At 53.3% G+C, this 20,775-nt stretch carries 17 protein-coding genes, 1 tRNA gene and 5 pseudogenes; 12 read left to right on the plus strand and 11 right to left on the minus strand.

The window, feature by feature from the left end; all coding sequences use genetic code 11:
- Positions 1 to 2: 2 nt before the first annotated feature.
- Both E2L00_RS14990 and E2L00_RS14995 read left to right on the plus strand, forming a co-directional pair.
- On the plus strand, positions 3 to 935 hold the full coding sequence (locus tag E2L00_RS14990; RefSeq protein WP_167613006.1) for a sce7725 family protein: 933 nt from the start codon (positions 3 to 5) through the stop codon (positions 933 to 935).
- Between the two features lie 2 nt (positions 936 to 937).
- A complete protein-coding gene (locus tag E2L00_RS14995) occupies positions 938 to 1,960 on the plus strand; it encodes an RES family NAD+ phosphorylase (protein ID WP_167613007.1) in 1,023 nt (340 codons plus the stop codon).
- Between the two features lie 34 nt (positions 1,961 to 1,994).
- Here E2L00_RS14995 and E2L00_RS15000 read toward each other — a convergent pair.
- A tRNA-Sec gene (locus E2L00_RS15000) sits at positions 1,995 to 2,089 on the minus strand.
- A gap of 289 nt (positions 2,090 to 2,378) precedes the next feature.
- On the opposite strand from E2L00_RS15000, the gene E2L00_RS15005 reads away from it, so the two are divergent.
- From E2L00_RS15005 to E2L00_RS15025, 7 genes and pseudogenes are all read left to right on the plus strand, one after another.
- On the plus strand, positions 2,379 to 3,773 hold the full coding sequence (locus E2L00_RS15005; protein WP_167613009.1) for a glycoside-pentoside-hexuronide family transporter: 1,395 nt from the start codon (positions 2,379 to 2,381) through the stop codon (positions 3,771 to 3,773).
- A gap of 11 nt (positions 3,774 to 3,784) precedes the next feature.
- Complete coding sequence (yicI, locus tag E2L00_RS15010) at positions 3,785 to 6,109, plus strand: alpha-xylosidase (RefSeq protein WP_167613011.1); 2,325 nt, start codon at positions 3,785 to 3,787, stop codon at positions 6,107 to 6,109.
- A gap of 338 nt (positions 6,110 to 6,447) precedes the next feature.
- Positions 6,448 to 6,693: pseudogene (locus E2L00_RS21690) on the plus strand (hypothetical protein); the annotation flags it as partial.
- Between the two features lie 71 nt (positions 6,694 to 6,764).
- Positions 6,765 to 7,098, plus strand: a pseudogene (locus tag E2L00_RS21695) (RNA polymerase sigma factor); the annotation flags it as partial.
- A gap of 345 nt (positions 7,099 to 7,443) precedes the next feature.
- On the plus strand, positions 7,444 to 7,689 hold the full coding sequence (locus E2L00_RS15020) for a hypothetical protein (protein ID WP_167613015.1): 246 nt from the start codon (positions 7,444 to 7,446) through the stop codon (positions 7,687 to 7,689).
- A gap of 79 nt (positions 7,690 to 7,768) precedes the next feature.
- Positions 7,769 to 7,890, plus strand: a pseudogene (locus E2L00_RS21700) (IS5/IS1182 family transposase); the annotation flags it as partial.
- A gap of 284 nt (positions 7,891 to 8,174) precedes the next feature.
- Positions 8,175 to 8,858 (plus strand): GntR family transcriptional regulator, encoded by a 684-nt coding sequence (locus E2L00_RS15025; RefSeq protein WP_167613017.1) that lies wholly within the window; start codon positions 8,175 to 8,177, stop codon positions 8,856 to 8,858.
- A 136-nt stretch (positions 8,859 to 8,994) separates the two neighbouring features.
- On the opposite strand, the gene E2L00_RS15030 is transcribed toward E2L00_RS15025, so the two are convergent.
- The 6 genes and pseudogenes from E2L00_RS15030 to E2L00_RS15055 all read right to left on the minus strand — a co-directional run.
- Positions 8,995 to 9,450 carry a nuclear transport factor 2 family protein gene (locus tag E2L00_RS15030; RefSeq protein ID WP_167613019.1) on the minus strand — a complete coding sequence of 152 codons (456 nt, stop codon included), beginning with the start codon at positions 9,448 to 9,450 and terminating at the stop codon, positions 8,995 to 8,997.
- Entirely contained in the window at positions 9,447 to 10,481 is a 1,035-nt protein-coding gene (locus tag E2L00_RS15035) for a zinc-binding dehydrogenase (protein ID WP_167613021.1), read from the minus strand. The genes E2L00_RS15030 and E2L00_RS15035 overlap by 4 nt, the downstream gene beginning before the upstream one ends.
- Positions 10,482 to 10,496: 15 nt before the next feature.
- Positions 10,497 to 11,297, minus strand: a complete 801-nt coding sequence (locus E2L00_RS15040; RefSeq protein ID WP_167613023.1) for an HpcH/HpaI aldolase family protein — start codon at positions 11,295 to 11,297, stop codon at positions 10,497 to 10,499.
- A gap of 108 nt (positions 11,298 to 11,405) precedes the next feature.
- Entirely contained in the window at positions 11,406 to 12,611 is a 1,206-nt protein-coding gene (locus E2L00_RS15045) for a cytochrome P450 (RefSeq protein ID WP_236127764.1), read from the minus strand.
- Positions 12,612 to 12,681: 70 nt separating this feature from the next.
- Positions 12,682 to 13,644: a PDR/VanB family oxidoreductase gene (locus E2L00_RS15050; protein WP_201279443.1), complete on the minus strand. Its 963-nt coding sequence runs from the start codon at positions 13,642 to 13,644 to the stop codon at positions 12,682 to 12,684.
- A 489-nt stretch (positions 13,645 to 14,133) separates the two neighbouring features.
- Positions 14,134 to 14,634 (minus strand): annotated as a pseudogene (locus E2L00_RS15055) (DUF4158 domain-containing protein); the annotation flags it as partial.
- Positions 14,635 to 14,671: 37 nt separating this feature from the next.
- Here E2L00_RS15055 and E2L00_RS15060 point away from each other — a divergent pair.
- Positions 14,672 to 15,201, plus strand: a pseudogene (locus E2L00_RS15060) (recombinase family protein); the annotation flags it as partial.
- Between the two features lie 27 nt (positions 15,202 to 15,228).
- Here the strand turns inward: E2L00_RS15060 and E2L00_RS15065 are convergent.
- Together E2L00_RS15065 and fdhE are read right to left on the minus strand one after the other, a co-directional pair.
- Positions 15,229 to 15,414, minus strand: coding sequence for a DUF6500 family protein (locus E2L00_RS15065; RefSeq protein ID WP_167613027.1), 186 nt, complete (start codon positions 15,412 to 15,414; stop codon positions 15,229 to 15,231).
- 129 nt (positions 15,415 to 15,543) lie between these two features.
- Positions 15,544 to 16,473: a formate dehydrogenase accessory protein FdhE gene (gene fdhE / locus E2L00_RS15070; RefSeq protein ID WP_167613029.1), complete on the minus strand. Its 930-nt coding sequence runs from the start codon at positions 16,471 to 16,473 to the stop codon at positions 15,544 to 15,546.
- Positions 16,474 to 16,995: 522 nt separating this feature from the next.
- Between fdhE and E2L00_RS15075 the strand changes: the two genes are divergently transcribed.
- Both E2L00_RS15075 and E2L00_RS15080 read left to right on the plus strand, forming a co-directional pair.
- Positions 16,996 to 18,387: an OprD family outer membrane porin gene (locus tag E2L00_RS15075; protein ID WP_167613031.1), complete on the plus strand. Its 1,392-nt coding sequence runs from the start codon at positions 16,996 to 16,998 to the stop codon at positions 18,385 to 18,387.
- 28 nt (positions 18,388 to 18,415) lie between these two features.
- Positions 18,416 to 19,180: a histidine phosphatase family protein gene (locus tag E2L00_RS15080; RefSeq protein ID WP_167613033.1), complete on the plus strand. Its 765-nt coding sequence runs from the start codon at positions 18,416 to 18,418 to the stop codon at positions 19,178 to 19,180.
- Positions 19,181 to 19,231: 51 nt separating this feature from the next.
- Here E2L00_RS15080 and fdoI read toward each other — a convergent pair whose 3' ends face one another.
- Positions 19,232 to 19,867: a formate dehydrogenase cytochrome b556 subunit gene (fdoI, locus tag E2L00_RS15085; RefSeq protein WP_167613035.1), complete on the minus strand. Its 636-nt coding sequence runs from the start codon at positions 19,865 to 19,867 to the stop codon at positions 19,232 to 19,234.
- Positions 19,864 to 20,769, minus strand: a complete 906-nt coding sequence (gene fdxH, locus E2L00_RS15090; protein ID WP_167613037.1) for a formate dehydrogenase subunit beta — start codon at positions 20,767 to 20,769, stop codon at positions 19,864 to 19,866. The genes fdoI and fdxH overlap by 4 nt, the downstream gene beginning before the upstream one ends.
- Positions 20,770 to 20,775: the final 6 nt, after the last annotated feature.

A 20,775-nucleotide genomic window follows, 5' to 3' on the forward strand; every position in this document is an offset into this window, starting at 1 on the left:
TTATGTATCATCCATATTTTAGAGGTAAGCAGTTTGATTTAATTACTATTAGAGAAACTGCTAATTTAATGGCTTCTTCTAACTTCGTTCCTATTATTGAACCTGTACGAGAAACACTTAATGGTCTAGAAAAAACACTTGATGCGATATGTGATGCGAAGGGTAAGGCAATAGTGATAATTAACCCTTTATACGGGGACCACTCAAATGATGGGCAGTGTATTTCTCAGTTGCTTCGAGAGAAATACCTTAGTAGAATTAATATTTCAGCAGGTATTTTATTACATGAAGGACTAAGCGTTGCGGAATCATTAGATTATCTTAATGAGCACAAAGATCATAACCCATGTCTCGTGCATGCAGGATTTGCGGAACCTAAGTTACTTTCAGAAAAAATAGACGTTAAAATTAATAAGAATATATTTTTAGAGCAGCATTGCGGAAAACTATATCGTAAGCATTTTAAAGGCTGTGAAAGAGTATTAATCCGTGACGGCTTTAAAAAACGGCGAAATGCTGATTATCCTGAGTTAGAGGAGTTTTCGGATTTACATATCACATTTTCTGAAGAAGATATGGATGGTTTCGGGGATTTTCTGATCGTTGGTGATGATTATAGTATAGGTGGTGGTCCAGCATATGCCGTAGCTATACATATTACTTTTATCGATGAAAATAAAGATGATGTTATGTATATATATCATTTTGTTTCAACGACTAAAGATACTCCTACAGACCCAGCTGGTAAATTTGGACAAGCTTTAGATAAACTAATAAATAAATTAGATAACTCTAATTCACATGTTTACGAAACAAGAGCTATTTTAGAGTTTCGAGCATTACATAACAAAGGGCATTTTCCTGGGCTGGGAACAGTGAAAAAGCTTTCAATGATTCATCATATAGAAACTTTATCTATCTATCTTCAGGGGTAATCATGGACGAAAAATGCTGCCCAGAATGTTTTAATGATAATGGACTCAGAAGAAGCATTATACCAAGCCTAGAACCGATTAAAGGGACATGTTCATACTGTAAAAGTGAAAATGTCGACATAATCGAACCATCTAAGTTAGCAATTTTTTTTGAAATGCTTATAAATGTGTACGAACCTAATGAAGATGGTAAGGGGTTAGTTGAGTGGATGCGTGATGATTGGGGACTCTTTACTCATCATCATATGGATAATGCTCATGCTAAAGAACTGCTTAGTGAAATACTTGATGACGGAGAGATCGTTAGGAAAAATTATATTCCATCGAGTGCTTATAAAAGTGAAGCATTAGCTCAGTGGGATACTCTTAAAGATGAATTACTTTACAAAAATCGCTATTTTTTGGATCAACAATTTGATACAGAACGGCTTACAGAGCTTTTGGGTCATTTGAAAGCTTACGAAATTCCTGAAGAGTGGTTTCGTGCAAGAATAATGTTAAGTGATAAGTCATATGATATTGCAGAAATGGGGGCTCCTCCCAAAAGATTAGCAAGCCACGGCCGGGCTAATCCAACAGGCATTCCTTATTTATATTTGGGATCATTTCCTGAAACGGCGATTGCTGAAATAAGGCCACATACCGGAGAAAAGGCAACTGTTGCTAAGTTTAAAATTCCCGAAGGATTAATTGCAATTGATCTTCGTAATCCACGTGAACATGTTTCACCTTTTCTTTTATCAGACGCAAGTGAAATAGGAAAAATGAGATCAGATATACCTTTCTTAGAGCGACTCGGGGAGGAGTTAACACGACCTGTTTTGCCCCGAAGTGCTGCAATTGACTATATTCCAAGCCAATATTTGTGTGAGTTTATAAAAAAGAAAGGTTTCCAAGGTGTTATATATAGAAGCTCAGTTAGCCATGGTATAAATCTTGCTTTATTTGACCCAACACAAGGAAAACCTATTTCAATTACTCAATATAATGTTAATTGTGTAAGTGTTGAGGTAAGTTTAGGTTAAGGAGTTTTGGGATTAAATTTAAAATTAAAAAACTTGGCGGAAGATCACAGGAGTCGAACCTGCCCGGCACCGCTGGCGGCACCAACTGGAGTTGAAGTCCAGCCGCCTCACCGGAGACGACGATCTTCCCAGCCTCGATTGCTACATGGAGGCGGGGCGGATTATACCGGGTTTTTACCAACCGCCAAACAATGCTTTCCCCTTTCCTCAATCATTCCGCTATAACCCTTAGCTAAATCAATTATTTCACACATAAACCAGTCGCTTCCCGTTTCTTAGCCTGCTAAGAGAGCGACCCGGCTCACAGATATCAAGAAACGTAACCTGATAACCAGAAAACAGAATTCCCGCTCCTTGCCCAATGCACTAAAACGGAAGATATCAAAAAGTTAACGCCGCAAGGTAGAGGAACGTAAAGATGACAAGTCAGGTACTTTCCGCGAAGGAAAAGTTTGGCTATGGCCTCGGCGACGCCGCCAGCCATATCGTTTTCGATAACGTCATGATGTACATGATGTTCTTTTACACCGACATCTTCGGCATTCCAGCCGGATTCGTCGGCACCATGTTCCTGCTGGCCCGCGCGCTGGATGCGATTTCCGACCCGTGCATGGGGCTGATTGCCGACCGCACCCGCAGCCGCTGGGGAAAATTCCGGCCGTGGCTTTTCTTTGGCGCTGTTCCATTCGGTATCGTCTGCGTGTTTGCTTACAGCACGCCTGATTTCAGCCTGCACGGCAAAATGATTTACGCAGCCATCACCTACACGCTGCTGACTCTAATGTATACCGTGGTCAACATTCCTTACTGCGCGCTGGGCGGCGTAATCACCAATGACCCAACGCAGCGCATCTCCCTGCAATCCTGGCGCTTTGTGCTGGCGACGGCGGGCGGCATGCTCTCCACCGTGCTGATGATGCCGCTGGTTAATCTGCTGGGCGGCGAAGACAAAGCCTTTGGTTTCCAGGCCGGTATTGGCGTGCTGTCGGTGGTGGCGTTCATTATGCTGGCGACCTGCTTCTTCACCACCAAAGAGCGCGTTGAAGCGCCGCCGAGCACCACCTCCGCCCGTGAAGACCTGCGCGATATCTGGCAGAACGATCAGTGGCGCATCGTTGGCATCCTCACCATCCTGAACATCATGGCAGTCTGTATTCGCGGCGGTGCGATGATGTATTACGTCACCTGGATTATGGGCTCCCCGCTGCTGTTCACCGCGTTCCTCACCACCTACTGCGTCGGCAATCTTATCGGCAGCGCCGCCGCCAAGCCGCTCACCGACTGGAAATGCAAAGTCAGCGTATTCTGGTGGACCAACGCCGCGCTGGCGGTGCTCAGCGTTGCCATGTTCTTCGTGCCGATGAGTTCCGTCGTCACCATGTTTATTTTCATCTTTGCGATTGGCGTACTGCATCAGTTAGTGACGCCAATCCAGTGGGTAATGATGTCCGACACCGTGGACTACGGCGAGTGGACCAACGGTAAGCGCCTCACTGGCATCAGCTTTGCGGGTACGCTGTTCGTGCTGAAGCTCGGCCTGGCTATCGGCGGCGCGCTGATTGGCTGGATGCTGGCAGGCGGCGGCTACGATGCCGGTGCCGCTACGCAAAACAGCGCCACCATCAGCATTATCATCGCGCTGTTCACCGTTGTGCCGGGTATCTGCTACCTGATTAGCGCCGTGGTCGCCAAACGCTACTACACCCTGAATACGCCGTTCCTGAAGAAGATCCTCGGCGAACTGGCGGCAGGCGTGCGTCGCAATCAGCAAGAATTTGAAAAAACTCCCGTATCGAAAGAATTTCAGCAGTAGAGGATTAGGTAATGAAAATTAGTGACGGTAACTGGCTGATTCAGCCTGGCCTTGCGTTGATTCACCCGATTCAGGTGTTTGACGTGGAACAGCAGGGCAGCGAGATGATTGTCTACGCAGGGACGAAGGACGTGAGTGAGCGCGCAGGCCAGCTTGATACGCCTCTGTTTACGCTGCGCTTCTTCTCCCCGCAGGAAGGCATTGTCGGCGTGCGAATTGAGCACTTCCAGGGCGCGGTTAACAACGGCCCGCACTATCCGCTGAACGTGCTGCACGATGTGAAAGTGCAGATGCAGAACACCGCCGAGTTTGCCGAGCTGAAAAGCGGCAATCTGAGCGTGCGCGTTACCAAAGGCGATGCCTGGGCGCTGGATTTTCTGCGCGACGGCGTGCGCATCACCGGCAGCGCTTTCAAAAATAACGGCTATGTTCAGGATGCGAATACGGGCCGCACGCACGTGTTTGAGCGCCTTGATTTGGGCGTGGGCGAGGCGGTTTACGGCCTCGGTGAGCGCTTTACCGCGCTGGTGAAAAATGGCCAGACGGTAGAAACCTGGAACCGCGACGGCGGCACCAGCACCGAGCAGTCCTACAAAAACATCCCGTTTTACCTCACCAATCGCGGCTACGGCGTGCTGGTTAACCATCCGGAATGCGTTTCTTTTGAAGTGGGTTCGGAGAAAGTTTCGAAGGTGCAGTTCAGCGTCGAGGGCGAATATCTCGAATACTTCGTGATCGACGGCCCAACGCCAAAAGCGGTGCTAGATAAATACACCCGCTTCACCGGCCGCCCGGCGCTGCCGCCCGCATGGTCGTTTGGCCTGTGGCTAACGACTTCGTTCACCACCAATTACGACGAGGCGACGGTCAACAGCTTTATCGACGGCATGGCGGAGCGCAGGCTGCCGCTGCACGTTTTCCACTTTGACTGCTTCTGGATGAAGGCCTTCCAGTGGTGCGATTTTGAGTGGGACCCGGCGACCTTCCCGGACCCGGAAGGCATGCTCAAACGCCTGAAAGCGCGCGGCCTGAAAATCTGCGTGTGGATCAACCCATACATCGGCCAAAAATCCCCGCTGTTCCGTGAGGGGATGGAGAAAGGTTATCTGCTTAAGCGCCCGAACGGTGCGGTGTGGCAGTGGGATAAATGGCAGCCGGGGCAGGCGATTGTCGATTTCACCAACCCGCAGGCTTGTGAGTGGTATGCCGGACACCTGAAACGTCTGGTGCGCATGGGCGTGGACTGCTTCAAAACCGACTTCGGCGAGCGCATTCCGACGGACGTGGTGTGGCACGACGGCAGCGATCCGCAGAAAATGCACAACCACTATGCCTTCATCTACAACGAACTGGTATGGAACGTGCTCAAACAGGAGCTGGGCGAAGAAGAGGCGGTGCTGTTTGCCCGCTCGGCGTCCGTGGGGGCGCAACAGTTCCCGGTGCACTGGGGCGGCGACTGCTACGCCAACTACGAATCAATGGCGGAAAGCCTGCGCGGCGGCCTGTCGCTGGGCATGTCCGGTTTCGGGTTCTGGAGCCACGACATCGGCGGCTTCGAAAACACCGCGCCCGCACATGTCTACAAGCGCTGGTGCGCGTTTGGGCTGCTCTCCAGCCACAGCCGTCTGCACGGTAGCAAATCTTACCGCGTGCCGTGGGCGTACGACGATGAAGCCTGCGACGTGGTGCGCCACTTCACGCAGTGGAAGTCGCGCCTGATGCCTTATCTGTATCGCCAGGCGGCGCTGGCAGCCGAGTTTGGCACGCCGATGATGCGCGCCATGATGCTGGAGTTTCCGGACGATCCGGGCTGCGACTATCTTGACCGTCAGTACATGCTGGGTGAGTCAGTCATGGTGGCACCGGTGTTCAGCGAGGCGGGCGACGTGCAGTTCTACCTGCCGGAAGGCCGCTGGACACACCTGTTCACCAATCACGAAGCGCAGGGCAGCCGCTGGCATAAACAGCAGCACGACTTCATGAGCCTGCCGGTCTATGTGTGTGACAACACGCTGCTGGCGCTGGGCAACAACGACCAGAAGCCAGACTATGCGTGGCACGAAGGCACCGCCTTCCAGCTGTTCAACCTGGACGATGGCAATGAAGCGCGGTGCGAAGTCCCGGCGGCGAACGGCACGGTTATCTTCACGCTGAAGGTGAAGCGCGAAAGCAGCACGTTGACGGTGCACGGAGAAGGCCAGGCGAAAGACTGGACGCTGTGCCTGCGGAATGTCAGCGGCGTGAAGAGCGTACAGCAGGGCCGCAGCACGGCAGGCGAACAGGGCGTGGTAATTTCGCCGGATTCAGCCGAGTCCGGGCTGGTTATCGAGCTTTAACCTTGACAGTCTCCTCTCTCATCAGAGAGGAGACTGTTGCGCTATACATTCTGGCTATTAGCGGCTTTGGTTGCGGATCGTAACCCAGCGAATTTCTTAGATAGCTCAGCAGCTCTTCTTTCGTGAGGTGCCGGGCGTTATTTTGTCTTACTTGCTGGCGTAGAAATCAGCGCTGCACTACCGCTAAACAAAAATTTTTCGCTTTTCTGGCAATATTCCGTTCCTTATTCGTCTGCCTCACCAGAAGTAATAATCAGGTAATCTGGCGATGAGTAAAAACGATGAGAGATTTTGATATGCGTGGAGATGGACGCGGCCATGGATTTGGCAGATAACGGCTGGCTAAGCCACTGCTGCCAGGCGTTGTGCTGATTGCGGTGCTGGGTCTGCCGGTCATGTCCCTGTGGAATGCGCTGCTGCCTGCGATTAACGGTTTGAAAAGCATTGGTTTCTGGTAAGCGCTGTGCCGTATTTTGTTCGGCGGCCCGGGCTTTTGTCCGGGCATCTCCGGTATGGGCCATGAGCGTTGCTGCATGCATGAACGCTGGATGCAAATGATGCCGGAGGAGCGCGAGCAGTTCGTTTAGCTGCGTCGAGGAGAGTTCTGGCGTCACGGCCACGGGCATTGCCATCGTCACGATGAGCTCCACGGTGAAAACACGAGCTGCTGCTTTCCGATTACTATGCTGACGATGAGAATAGCGATTTTCCGCAAGACGAACTGGCAGAAACCCTGTTTGGCGTGCCGCAATCTCTGGAAGATGGATATCTGCGTGAGCTGGTCTGGAGTGAACTGGGGGACGTGCTGTGGAGCTTCCTGCGGTGCAGCATGAAGCGTCCGAAAAAATCGAACTACACGGCTACAGTTTTAAAGAACTAGCGGAAGAACCGGCGTCAGGGTGCAGGCGTTGCTTTCCCGTAAGCACAAGGCTGTATTTTATCTCCGGACGCGTCTTCGCCATCTTCATGATGAGCTGACGGAAGGCTGAGGGGACGGAAGTTGACCAGGAAGTAAGGTGGATGAGCGCAAGCGCCCTCCACCGCTAACAGGGGTCAGTTTGGATATAGAAAGTTATTGTACGGAAGGACTGTTTTTTGCACAGGCTTACCTATAGCAATAGGTCTCTTATTGGTGTGGTACTTCCCATTCATCAAAGCATTTCAGCATGGACTGATATGGTGAAAGATTCGCTGGGGTGAAAAAACTGGAAGGACCAAACCGGCCAGTGCAGGCCTGAGACGCAGACAAGACGGGCGTCCGGTCCAGAAGAAGGCTCTCACCTCCGGGGAGTGCCTGAGGGTATTCTGGGACCGGCTGAGCACACGGATCCAGAATGCGAGGGCACGAAATAGATCATGTGCTGCTCAACCGACAACGAGTAGATATTCTCTCCCAGTTCTGCCCGGTGCGTATCGACGTCGTGGCTGGCCAGAACGCCGAACACTGCAGCCAGCCTGCCGATATACGCATCTACTTTTTCCAGTCCAAACTGCCGGAAGCTGTAGTTGCAGATGGCCTCCATATCCGCTTCTGCTTTCGGGGTCAGCTTAATCTCTTTCATTTGCTACTCTGGCCCTGACCTTCTTCAGGAAGGCATCCTGCTCCCAGGGCACCGTGTCATCCGTCTGCCCCGCGATCTGGATTTTGAAGGGGTGAGTATCTGCGCTGACCTGTCCCTGAACAACGTGACAGATGCAGAGGCATTCCCGGACTTATACGCCAGAGGCACAGGAAAATCAGAGCACCGTTCCCGCCGCGAAAACGCGCCGGTTACTGTCCGGTTCCAATAGTCTCGACATGTGCAACGTGGTACAATCCAGACCTCTCGGGGTGAGGGATGAGGGCTGGGGAAATCATCCGCTTTCGCTGTGCCGGCGAGCCCATCCTACCTACAGATGGCCGGATGAGATCCCAGCTTGCAAGTGCGCCATTTCCCACGCGAACGATTCACAGTTGCCGGTGCCTTCGCCGCCCCACGCGGTTTTCCGTCCGGACGCCCAGGCTCCGAATCACGAACTGCCGACACGCACCCCGGGAATGCAACGAGATCAAAGGAGATCACACTTGAGCAACACCAGCAATCGCCCTCAGCTTCGCACGGTCACCGTCGTCCAGGCGACTGCAGAGCATCTTCGCGGTCAGATCCTCGACGGTTCCTACAACAGCGGCGATCGCCTCCGCGACTCTCGCCTTGCAGAGGAGCTGGGCGTCTCACGCAACACTGTCCGCGCATCGTGCTCGATTCTCGAGAACGAGGGGCTGCTGATTCATCGTGACAATCGAGGATGGGCGATACCGGAGTTCGAGCACGCAGAGGTCGAAGACGTCTTCTTCATGCGAACAGCGATAGCTCGCACTGCCTATTCGACTCTCATCGAACGTGGCATCACGCCGACCTCTGATACCGACGTCCTCCTCAACAAGATCCTGGAGGTGACCGAAGATATCGAATGGAGCGACAGGCTTCGGCTGGTCGACAGGCTGCACGAAAATCTCGTCAGCCTCGTCGGTAGCCGCCGTCTGGCAAAGGCCTACCACGCGAATGCACTAGAGTATCGCCTCGCCAGGCTCCAGATGCGGTCATGGTTGGCTCCCATTGCTCTGCGCGATTTCAAGCTCATCCACATTCAGCTCGTCGACTGCATCCGGAAGCGCGATCGCGAGCTGCTTGAGGACACTCTTAAAAGCCTCTACGTCACTCCGTGGGAGAACGGTGCCGGCGAGGTGTGGATGGTCGACAAGGCCTGACACCCTTCGGCAGTCGCTGCCGAACCGCCCCACCACACAGGCTGGAAGCGACAGAGTCCTGTCAGCTTCCCAGCCTCTCAAGGCCGCCGTGCGGTGTGAGTTCTCAGCGAGCTGCAATTCGGTCGACAGCCGTCGACTATCTGGTCGGCAGCAGAGGCGAGTCCCTCACGAGGAATCGCAGTCCCCTGTGCGCAAACCTCCATCCATCCGACGTCAGCACTATCTCATCACGGTAGGTACCCAACATCGTCACCGCGGGGGCACCGTTCGACTCGTCGACGTCGACTACCATCAGGTAGGCCGTGCCGATGACGAGGTCAGGAGATTCGCGGGTGAGGACGATGTTGTTGTTCCAGTGCTGTCGTCGTCCAGAGAGACTCCCAGCGGTTCTGCGGGCAATAAGATCCTCTCTTCCGCGTGAGATCACCTCACCATCTACGCACAAATCGCCATCAGAAGTGAAGCAGTCTGCCCACGCCTCGGCCGCATCAGCGTCAGCAGACTGGCAGTACCGGGCGTACAGCTCAACAATCTCCTGATGCGCGACCGGTTCGACGACGGACGTCGCTCGTTTCTGAGCTCTATCCATCATGGGGCAACCCCTCCCTTCGCTGACGGCGCTTGAGCGCTGTCGTCGCCTGTGCCATTAAAGCCCGGGCGGGTGAAGTATCTCTGACCATTGGATGTCCGGCTTTTCAACCGATCCAATGCGTCGTTAAGCTCAGTCAACGGGACCTCGGTCACATTGGGCGCGAGGTACCCGTCCTGCAGGGCCGTGAACACTTCGCTGAGCGTCCCAGGACTGCCGCCATGCGAACCGACGACCGTCTTTTCACCAAGGATCAGATCATACGTATCCAGGCTCGCGCTCTTCGTCTCCATACCGACGATGACCAGTCTGCCGCCGAATCCCAACGCCAGAGCAGCCTCGTACGATGTGGTTCCCGCACCCGCGAAATCGACGATCACATCCGGCTGCACCTTCCCGAGCTCGGCAATTGTCGTGAAGCACTCACGCGCACCGATCCGTCGGGCTGAGGCGAAAGTTCCCGGGTTAACGTCGACCCCGTATGTCTGAGCGCCGAGATAGCAGGCGGTCGCGAGACCGCTGAGACCGAGCCCGCCCAATCCTACGATCCCCACCTTGAGGCCGGAAGTGACCTGTCCGGCTACTTTGACGGCAGAATAGCTCGTGTTGATCGCATCTGTCGCCACGGCCGCCACTTCGAAGGGCAGCCCGTCGGGGATCGGCATGAGGCGCTGAGCAGGAATCGCGCAGTACTCCGCGAAACCCCCGTCAACGGTGTTTCCAGGGGCACCGAGTGTCAGCCCGGGCGGCATCGGTCCGGACACGACTCTGTCGCCTACGTACCAGCCCTCGACATCGGAACCGATTTCAGTGATGACCCCAGCGACTTCATGACCGAGGGTCAGCGGAGGCGTACTGGCAAGAGAGGCACCGTTCGACGAGGCGAACTGGGCACCTGCGAGGATATGATTGTCCGTATGGCAGATCCCTGCCGCCTCGACTCTGATGACCACCCATCCAGGCTGTGCAGTCGGAATCGGGACCTCCTGGAGTTGCAATGGTGCCCCGATTTCGACGAAACGCATCGCTTTCATCTTCTCTGTCTCCTCTCAGTTAGCGTTATTCGACTGGGCAACGGGCTTTCCGTACGCCGGGTACTTCTCGCGTAGAGCTGTGAGCGCATCGAACATGATCATGTAATCCATGTTCAGGCACATCGCATCTCCTCCTTCAGGTGTGAAGAGAGTAACCATGAGTTGCTTGCCGGCATCGCGCACGGCCTTCTCCACCTTCGCCTGTGCTTCGAAGACAGAAGGGTGATCAACGGGAACACCCATCTCACTCGACAGATCGCCGGGACCGAACAGCACCATGTCGATTCCATCGACAGCGACGATCTCTGCAATGTTTTCGACCGCCTTCGGAGATTCGATGATCGGAATGACGATGGCACCGTCGTTGATAGTGCCCGCATGAGCGCCCTGATCGCGCCAGTTGAACAGTGAGGCGCGCGCATTCGGGCACATTCCCCGTGATCCGACAGGGGCAAAATGGGTTGCCCGCACCGCTCGCTCGGCATCACCAGCCGTGTCGATGTGAGGAACGAGGAAGCCGGAAGCGCCGATGTCGAGGAACGATTGAAGCGTTGCATCGTCATTCTTTCGGACCCTGACAAGCGCGAAGATTCCGGTTGCCTCGGCTGCTCGAATATGATTGCTGATTGACTGCAGGTCGTTCGTGGCGTGTTCTTCGTCAACGGCGACGAAGTCCATACCGGCAGCCGCGGCGACTTCGGTCATTGCCGGATCGATCGATCCGACGAATATGCCGACCGGACGATGCCCGCGTGAAATAGGTCCACTCATGCGCTCGCGCATGGGGATCTGGTTGGGAAGAATGGATGTTGACATGCTTGTTCTCCTGGTATGATTGGTTTTCATGGGCATAGGCGCGGATGAGTCTGCGAGACGCGCAAACTGCTTGTCTCGCTGCTATTGACCGCTGCACTCGGGACAAAATCAGGTTGCGGGCGTGAGAACGACCGGGACTGTGGTGTGGGCAAATCCCTGCATGTTGTCCGCGATCTCCGACACTCCTGTCGGGCGCATGGTGTCGACGTGACGCAGGAGCGCTCCGATGACGGCTTTGGCTTCCATCCGTGCGATATGCTGGCCCAGGCAGGAGTGGATGCCGACGCCGAAGGTCATATGTCCGTTCGCATTTTTGCGGGTGATGTCGAATTCGTCCGGCCTGTCCCAGAATCTCGGATCGCGGCCACCGCTGAGCCACATGGTCATCACAAGGCCGCCCTCGCGAATAAGATGACCGTCGACCTCGACATCTCTGGTGGCCATTCGGCCCGTGTAACGCACGGGAGGATACAGTCGAAGCACCTCGTCGAAAGCGTTGTCGATTATCGAAGGATCTGACTTGAGCAGGGCCCACTGATGCGGGTTATCGGCGAAGGCCTTGACCGAGTTGGAGATCGAAGCCACGGTGGTGTCAAAGCCGGCGGTGAAAATCATCTTGATGAGCTGCTCGCCGTCTTCTTCGCTCAGACGACCCTCGTCAACCATGGTATAAACGTCTCTGCCCCAGCCGCGCTGCCCAGCCGTTTCACGTTTCATGTTCTTCTCAACCCACTCGAGAGCGGGTGCGCCGATCTCCATTTTCTTATGGAAGTGCTCATTCTTCGGTGCGCTGGAGTTGAGCGCAGCATCGGCATAGTACTTGAGCAATTCGCGTCCTTCTCTCGGAGCGCCCACCGCATCGAGGAAGACTGTGGAGATGAATGGAGTCGCAAGCGAAGACACCGCTTCGATCTCCACCTCGCCGTTGCTCATCAGTTCTGAGATCCGGCGTTCGGCCTCATCGTTGAATGCCGCTTCCAGGTACTCGAGGTTTGCCTTCGAAAAGAGTTCGAGTGCAAGTTTCTTCACTTGCGTATGCTCGGGCGGGTCCTGCAGCTGCAGGAGCGCCGGTTTGTACGCAGAGTTGGGATCCGCGAATGGTCGGCTCTTGTTTGAGAATGTCTTCCTGTCGCGCCCGACTTGATGCAGCTGCTCCTGTCTCGTGATGGCGTAGACGTCGTACTTCTCGAGGTAGGCGACGGAAGAGAATTCGCGCAGCTCACCGTCGTAGTGAAAGGGATCGGCGAGTGCTTCAGGGGCGAAAGGGTCATAATCGGTTGATGGGGCATGATTGCCCGCGAAAGTTGTGGTCATGGTATTCACTGCTTTCCTCCTGGTTATTGTTTTTGCTCGGTTGTCTCAATAGCTGCCTGATTTTCACAACTCAAAGTTCGAGAACAAGCCGAGGGCATGCAGCCCGCGAGACACAGATCATCATCGATTTGTTCGCCGCCTTCTCCTCTGCCGAGAGAACCGAGTCCCTGTGTTCGACTTCGCCCGAGACGATATAGGTCTCACAGGTTCCGCACGTTCCTTCAGCACACGAGGACAGCACATCAATTCCTGCCTCGTCAGCAACCTGAAGAATGGACTTATCAGCCGGCACCTCAAGCACAACCCCACTGACGGCGAATTCGACTTCGAACGCTTCGTTTGGCTTCGCGTCACCGGTCTCGAATGGGACGAATCGTTCGAAGTGCATAGCTCCTGCAGGCCATTCCTCACTGGCACGCTCGACGGCGTTGAGAAGCGGCTCTGGCCCGCAGCAATAGATGAGAGTGTTCTGGTCTGGCTTTTCGAGTAGCGTCTTGAAGTCGATGAAGCCGCGCTCGTCTTCCGGAACGATATCAACGCGGTCGCCGAACTGTCCTTCAAGGCAATCGGCGAAAGCCATTGACGATCGCGACCGTCCTCCATAGGCCAACGTCCACGGGACCCCGCGACGTTCTGCCTCAACGATCATCCCTGTGATCGGCGTGATGCCGATGCCGCCGGCGATGAAGATGTACTTCTGCGCGGGCTCGAGCGCGAAGTGGTTACGCGGTCCGCGAGCTCGCACGATGGTTCCTATTGTTAAGGACTCGTGAATCCGACGGGACCCTCCGCGCCCATCATGCACATTGAGCACTCCGATACGCCAGCAGGTCTCGTTATTGCCGAGTTCCACGAGTGAGTACTGGCGTACCACGTCCTCATCAAGTACTAAGTCGATATGCGCACCCGCGGTCCAATCCGGCAATGGCGCACCGTCTGGACGCTGCAAGTCGAGAGCGACCACTCCGTCAGCGGATTCCTCACGAGCGACGACTTCAAGTTCGTACTCTGTGTGCAATTGTTTATTCATCATTCACTCCCGTTCTGTCGTTTTCACGAGTCTTCAGACCGCGCTGAGGAGACGAGTGCTCCGGCCAGCTATGCACTGTGATCGGATCCACCTACGTTGATCGGTGCTACCGGAGCCTTTCAACGTTCTGTTGATCTGTTCAACAGTTCCAATGTAGAACATAAGAAAAGATTGTCAAGACTCTCCAGTTCAGAGCAATGGGCACGACGTCTGCGTGATCGAATTGTGTCCCGCCCGGATTGGAGATCGCCGTTGAATAGGGATCTGCAATAGGGAAGCGATAGTGAGCCAACCGTAACGGCGACACATGTTCGACGGGGCGACGGCTGCTTCGGCAGCGTCAAGGATTTTGTCTATTCGGAGCACGAGACAGGGTTACAGGTAACGGCGGCTCTCTTTGATAGCGCCCTTCTGCTCATTGCGTCTCGACGGGAGTCCAGGCGCCCGGGGGAATGAGTCATATGAGCGAGGATCGCGATGTGCAGGGTTCTATAACGGGGCACTCAGCCTCTGAAACACGATTTTATCGCCGCCAGCCATGGCCTCCGCACAGGTACGCTCCAAACATCAATCGCGGGGATCGTCACGTTGTTCTGCCGGAGGTAGAGCAGAAGTTCTTCAGCCAGGAGAATGCCTTTATCGGTGCGCGTCCGCCATCGGCAACGGGTATATAATACGATCCTATTGTATTTTGTTGGTGAACGCTTTTACGCCAGGATAGCGGTACAATTCGGTTAAATGCTCGCGCCGGGTAGGAAAGATAATCAGGCCAGAGATCTCCGGTGAGTTTTATTCTCCTGGCGATATGCTTCAGCAGTGTGTCAGAGGGGGAGATTTTTTATCCAAAGCAAAACCGACATTTTTCAGATAGCAAAGAAGGACGGCAAAACCAAAACGGCTGGCGGGTTTACGGTGAGCACTGATAAATGCCAGATCATGTTTACTGAAATACGCCATTTGGGTCAGTGTTAACTCATCGTCTGGTAATACCAGTAATGACTCTCTTTACGACGACGAAAGAATCTGGCTCTACCGGGAGAATATCAGCGGTATGAAACTTGACCGCCCGGAGCTGGGACGTTTACTGATGGACAGTCACCGCAATGATATTTTGCTGGCCGAGCAGATAGAGCGCCTGACACGTCTTAGCAACAGCGACTGGATGACGTTAAAAAAGTAGATAGAACAACAAGAGCTGCGGATTGTAAGCCTGGATGTTCCCACGTCATGGCAGGCGCTATCAGATAAAGCCCCTTCACAGGCTGGCCCGATCACCCGTGCCGTGATAACCGCCATCAATAACATGCTTATCGATCTGATGGCCACAACGTCGCATAAGGGCTGGTTGAGTCGCCGCCAGCGTCAAAAACAGGGAATTGAACGCGCGCATAATCTGGAGAAATATCGGGGTAAACAGGCTGACCAGGAGCGGCACCAGAAAGTACTGTATTACCGTCAGGTAAAAAAGCTGACTATCCGCGAAACAGCCGATGCCACAGTCCCTCTCAGATATATCGAATTCAGGCGCCGCACCGGAAAATCCAGTCAGAAGTGGAATAGCTACGTTACGACTATGCTATACAAGGGTTATGATTTTGCTGGCTTTTCAAAGTGATCCAGCTTCATCTCCATGATCCACCATTGGGCTACTTCCATAAGTAATTCCGGGTCATCATTCTTGTTGGCAAAAAAAGCATAAAATGACACGCCAGCCTCCTCCCCTTTAGCCGCAATCCTGGCTTCACATACCTTCACTCGCATGCTGGCTCTCATTATCTATCCCTGATGGTTGCTGAGGGCCCGTACTATCACACAGCGGCGAACGAGAAGAACCGGTCAAGATTTAGCCTTAACGCATAATAATTTTCGATATCCAAACTGACCGCTAACAGGCCCGAAAAACTATTCCCCTTCACCAGGAAACAGGAAAGGGTTGATCGAGCTACGGGCAAAGCCTTCCTGCTCCATACGCGCATCCAGCACCAGCGAGGCTAGATCGTCCGCTACCGCTTCCACTTTGGCATCTTTTTCCTGATAGAGGATTTTCAGGTAGGTGCCGCAGTCGCCGCAGCTTTCCGCTTTAATCGCCGACTGTTCGCTGTCCAGTGACCAGTAGTTCAAATCGCGGGTTTGTTCGCAGTTGCTGCATTTCACGCGCACCACGTGCCACTCGGTTTCGCACAGGTTGCAGTGCAGATAGCGCAGCCCGCTGGTGCCGCCGATCTGTACGATGCTGGAAACCGGCATCGAGCCGCAAACCGGACAGAACTGGCGCTGTTCGCCGTATTCCGCTTTCGCTTTGCCGGGGATGAGGCTTGCCATTTGCGCCCAGTAGAGTGACAGCGCGGCCCAGATAAACGGCGCTTTATCGCTGGGAACCAGCGCAAAATCTGCGTTGAACAGCGCGGCTGCCATCTCTTCAAGCTCTTGTGTTGACGCTTTTTCCAGATTCTCGATAACCGCCAGCGCCTGGCCGCTCATTTCCGGCTTCAGTTCGGCAATCAGCGAATTCAGCAGGCGCTGCCAGTGCGGATCGCGCGGCAGCACGTGGATATCCAGCGGCGGCTTGCCGGTTTCGGCGGATTTTTGAATCAACGCCGTTAAATCCATCTGCAGCGGGTGATCGTACAGCACTACTTCCTGCGCATGGGCTATCAGGGCCGCAAAGCGCAGGTAGTCACCCAGCGGATTATTGGTGGCCAGTTCGCGCAGGCGTTCGGCGCGGCGATTGTAGAGGTTCTTTAATCTGGGGAACAATAACGGCGGGATCGTTTCTGCCGTGCGTTTATCGCTCTTCTCCAGCTGGTCCTGCGGGATTATGCGAATACTCATTCCGATCGGTTTTCCTGTTACGACGGTATGCGAGCCCGTCTGGTCATAGAATTATCCTGCCGGAGCGTGTCAGACAGGTACTGCGCAGCGTAAAGCAAGCAGTGTGAGTAAGGGTATGATAACCGCAATTCCTCTGTGGGCGGTAAAAAATGCGTTACTTATATGTCGGCCTGCTCGCCGCACTTGAAAAGATGCGCCCGTGGGTTGCCTGCCCTGGCCGGGTGCCAGCGTAAAGCTTCAGCGGATATTTACCTCGCAGCTAATAAGCGTGAAATATCTTATTTTTTCACAATAAGTAACGTTTCTTTTTACAGTTTCATTAAGTAATTCCCTGATGGTTAATTAATTTGCGTAACAGATCACAAAGAGCATTGTTTATTATTTCATCATGTGCCGATATTAGATATAGTCTGCCTCGATAAAAGGATTGTAACCCCTCAGGGCAAAACCTAAATCATTGCAACTGCTGTAGCAGCGTTGCCGTGGTTTAGGTTTTTTTTGTTTTTAAGACAAGGAAAGATAATGAAATGGATAAAATTCATCGTTCCATTAACGAATGGAGACGAAAAGTCTATTACATACGGTAAACATCACTGCTCCACGGCTTTTACATTGCGCGGAATAGTTCTGATAGCAATTCTTGGTTCATTTAATGCGGCAGCACAGAACAGCAGCGCATTTTATAATGACTTTATCGCTCCTTCGCACATGGATTTGTCGTTACGCAATCAGTGGAAATATTTAAAAGAAAATGCCGCTCAGCCTAAAGCCGTACACAATGCCTGGGGCCAGGGCACAACGCTGAACTTTAAATCCGGTTATCTCTGGGACGCTATAGGTTTTGATGCAGGCTATAGCAAAGTCTTTAAGCTTGCGGCCAGCGACTACTTCTCCACACGCGCTTTACTTTACAACGACGGACAGGGGATGGATAAAAATAACGCTAAGGGGTTCGACAGATTCGGACAGCGCTACATTAAGGTAAAATTTGGCGAGAAGTCTCTGGGGATGGAGGCGAAAGGCGGGTGGCAGGAGATGAAAAATTTCGGCGTGCTGACAACGTCCTCAAGGCTGGCTAAAAACAGCTACTTAGGATACAGCGGCTCGTTTGTATTTGATGATGTTGTCCTGCAACTTGGCAGGGTTACCCAGGCCATTAACCGGGATTCGCCAGAAAAAACGCATTTTCAGACCGCAGATAAAAAGAATATCGCCAGTATATTTACAGGCGGGCTGGGTTGGAAAAACGACAAGGTCAGTTTCTCTTATGGCTATGGCGAAGCAAAAAATTACCAGCGTCGTCACGTGACTGAAGTAGCCTGGTATCCCGTCCCGCAATGGACTTTTGCATCACAAATATACGGAAGCCAGGCGCTGGATAAGTATGAACGTATGCCAACCAGCAAAAAGGATTTTGACAACCAGGCCTGGCACTACGTGGGTGAGACGCAATGGAAGAATGCTGACTGGTTATTCAGACTAGCCGCCGGGTATACCCATGCCCGCAAAGAAGGAGGCGTAGGGACTTATAACCGCCATATCGCCAAAAATACTCGCGGGCGTTTTAATGCCTTAACCTCTGCGGGCACGGACTATATGCGACATGGTGAAGCGGCACTGGTGCTTTATAGTCATTACCAGGTAACCCGCAATTTTACCAGCGGCATGCAATGGAATTATGGTCAGTTTAAATATAAAGATAACCTTGTGCGTTCAGGCGAGGCGACGTTAATAAACATCTGGGCGCCGGATAGCGCACTGCTTAAAGACCTGTCGGTGTTTTTCAACCTTGGTTACGGGTGGAGCTATAAGAATGTTCATGCCACCCCTACGTTAACCAACGCCGGGAAATATATGCGTTCGCCGAGCTTATCTTCCGAAATTATCATTGATTATAAATTTTCCCTGTTTTAATCGTTTATTTAAATAGAGGTTTCCGATAATGAAAAAAATATATAGCTGGCTGGCCGGCTTATGTCTGGTCCTGAGCGTTACCCAGAGCTTTGCCGCCGACGTCACCATCTATCTTACGCGCCATGGCAAAACTATGTTTAATACGGTGCATCGCGCGCAGGGCTGGGCCGACACGCCGCTGACAGCACCCGGCATTGAAGTTGCCCGTCACCTGGGTAAGGGGCTGAAAGACGTAAAATTTTACTCGGTATATTCCAGCGATGCCGGACGGGCAAGGGAAACAGCACGGTTAATCATGGATGCTAAAGCGACGCCCTTCACCTTAAATGAAAGACCGGAACTGAGAGAAGTTTGCTTTGGTATCTTCGAGGGTGATTTAGATCCCAATATGTGGGGAGCGGCAGCAAAACAGGCTGGCTTTAAATCTGAGGCCGCGATGATGAAAAGTTTCGCCGCGCGTAAAATTAGTATTGCAGACATGATAGATGCTATCGCAGGGGCAGACTCCAGCGGCGGCGCAGAAAAATACAGCACGGTCGCAGAACGAATGGAGCAGGGCATTTTAAATATCGCACGACACGCGCATGGCAATGAGGCAAGGAATGTGCTGGTTGTTTCTCATGGGACGGCGATTATGGCGCTGCTTAATAAACTTGGTTATCAAGAGTTAACCGGCCCGCTCGAAAATGCCAGCGTGACGAAAATACGCTTCACCGATGAAGGGAAATTAGTCATCGATTCGGTAGGTGATATGAGCTACGTGGCGCAGGGAAAAGCGTGGCTCAAGCCTTAAGAGAAAGCCCTGGAGAATCGGGCAGATGCCGTTTCTCCAGGGCAGAAGAGATCAGTCGAGCTTATTCTCTTCTTTCTGACGCACTTCACGATACCATTTCGGGTGGTGTTTCTTTGCCCAAACGATCGTGACCCAGCCTTCCACCATTGCGGTGATCGAACCTTTTACCCACAGCGCGGCGTAGATATGCACCATAATCACCACAATCAGCGCCACTGCGGCAAAGGAATGCACCATTAACGCTACGCGAATCACCGGAATTGAGAAAACGGGTGCAAAGTAAGGACGCCAGATCACCACGCCGCTTACCAACAGCAGCAGCAGCAGAATAATTGCCGCCCAGAACACGCCTTTCTGGCCGAAATTATAACGTCCGGTATCGCCCACTTCCTCGTTTACCATCACCTTGCGAATATTCTTCGCCCAGAAGATATCGTCGCGATTGATGAGATTATGGTGCCAGTAACGGAAAAACATAATGATAAACGAGGCAAACATCACCACCCCGACAAAGGGGTGAAGGATACGCGCCAGCTGCGGCGTGCCCAGAATATGCATCAGCCAGTTGAAGGACGGGAAGAAAAAACCTAACCCGCTCACCGCCGCCAGCACGAAGCAGAAGGCGGTGACCCAGTGGTTGATGCGTTCAGGCGCGCTGTAGCGCTCAATGGTCACTTGTTTTTTCATGGTTTGCGCACCTCGTCATCCTCATGGTGCAGGTTATCGTCTTCTTCTTCGGCACGGTTCGGGCCGACCCCAACGTAGTGGAACACGCTGGCGGCGAAGGTTGCTGCGAAGCTAATGGCGGCCAGCGGCTTCCAGACGCCTTTCCAGAATTTCACCGTTGGGCTGATGGACGGATTTTCCGGCAGGCCGTGATACAGCGTCGGCTTGTCGGCGTGGTGCAGCACATACATCACGTGAGTGCCGCCAACGCCTGATGGATCGTACAGCCCGGCGTTGTCGTAACCGCGGGTTTTCAGCTCCGCCACGCGTTCGCCTGCCAGGGTTTTCATGTCGTCTTTCGAGCCGAAATGAATCGCCCCTGTCGGGCAGGTTTTTACGCATGCCGGCTCCTGGCCCACAACGACACGGTCTACGCATAGCGTACATTTATAGACACGGTTGTCCTCAGGGTTCAGGCGCGGTACGTCGAACGGGCAGCCCGCAATGCAGTAGCCGCAGCCGATGCACTGTTCAGACTGGAAGTCGACGATGCCGTTGGCGTACTGAATGATCGCGCCCTCTGCCGGACAAGCCTTCAGGCAGCCTGGGTCCGCACAGTGCATGCAGCCATCTTTGCGGATAAGCCACTCCAGCTTGTCGTTCTGTTCCACTTCAGAGAAGCGCATCACGGTCCAGGATTTGGCGGTCAGGTCAGCCGGGTTGTCATACACGCCGACGTTGTGCCCCACCTCATCACGAATGTCGTTCCATTCTGAACACGCCACCTGGCAAGCCTTACAGCCGATGCAGGTGGTGACGTCGATAAGCTTGGCGACCTCTTCCTGATGCTCCCGCGCCTGAGGCGCGGGTGTGAAACCGTTAGTCGCGGAACGACGAATAATGTCCTGCGATTGATAAGCCATAGGTCG

Origin of the sequence: Cedecea colo, from assembly GCF_011808225.1 — a bacterium.
GTDB lineage: Bacteria > Pseudomonadota > Gammaproteobacteria > Enterobacterales > Enterobacteriaceae > Dryocola > Dryocola colo.

Coding starts and splice junctions, on each gene's coding strand:
- E2L00_RS15045 (WP_236127764.1), bottom strand. CDS start 12,611: ATGACCACAACTTTCGCGGGCAATCATGCCCCATCAACCGATTATGAC.
- E2L00_RS15040 (WP_167613023.1), bottom strand. CDS start 11,297: ATGTCAACATCCATTCTTCCCAACCAGATCCCCATGCGCGAGCGCATG.
- yicI (WP_167613011.1), top strand. CDS start 3,785: ATGAAAATTAGTGACGGTAACTGGCTGATTCAGCCTGGCCTTGCGTTG.
- E2L00_RS14995 (WP_167613007.1), top strand. CDS start 938: ATGGACGAAAAATGCTGCCCAGAATGTTTTAATGATAATGGACTCAGA.
- E2L00_RS15035 (WP_167613021.1), bottom strand. CDS start 10,481: ATGAAAGCGATGCGTTTCGTCGAAATCGGGGCACCATTGCAACTCCAG.
- E2L00_RS15020 (WP_167613015.1), top strand. CDS start 7,444: ATGCGAGGGCACGAAATAGATCATGTGCTGCTCAACCGACAACGAGTA.
- E2L00_RS15075 (WP_167613031.1), top strand. CDS start 16,996: ATGAAATGGATAAAATTCATCGTTCCATTAACGAATGGAGACGAAAAG.
- E2L00_RS15005 (WP_167613009.1), top strand. CDS start 2,379: ATGACAAGTCAGGTACTTTCCGCGAAGGAAAAGTTTGGCTATGGCCTC.
- E2L00_RS15050 (WP_201279443.1), bottom strand. CDS start 13,644: ATGATGAATAAACAATTGCACACAGAGTACGAACTTGAAGTCGTCGCT.
- fdhE (WP_167613029.1), bottom strand. CDS start 16,473: ATGAGTATTCGCATAATCCCGCAGGACCAGCTGGAGAAGAGCGATAAA.
- E2L00_RS14990 (WP_167613006.1), top strand. CDS start 3: ATGTATCATCCATATTTTAGAGGTAAGCAGTTTGATTTAATTACTATT.
- E2L00_RS15065 (WP_167613027.1), bottom strand. CDS start 15,414: ATGAGAGCCAGCATGCGAGTGAAGGTATGTGAAGCCAGGATTGCGGCT.
- fdxH (WP_167613037.1), bottom strand. CDS start 20,769: ATGGCTTATCAATCGCAGGACATTATTCGTCGTTCCGCGACTAACGGT.
- fdoI (WP_167613035.1), bottom strand. CDS start 19,867: ATGAAAAAACAAGTGACCATTGAGCGCTACAGCGCGCCTGAACGCATC.
- E2L00_RS15030 (WP_167613019.1), bottom strand. CDS start 9,450: ATGATGGATAGAGCTCAGAAACGAGCGACGTCCGTCGTCGAACCGGTC.
- E2L00_RS15080 (WP_167613033.1), top strand. CDS start 18,416: ATGAAAAAAATATATAGCTGGCTGGCCGGCTTATGTCTGGTCCTGAGC.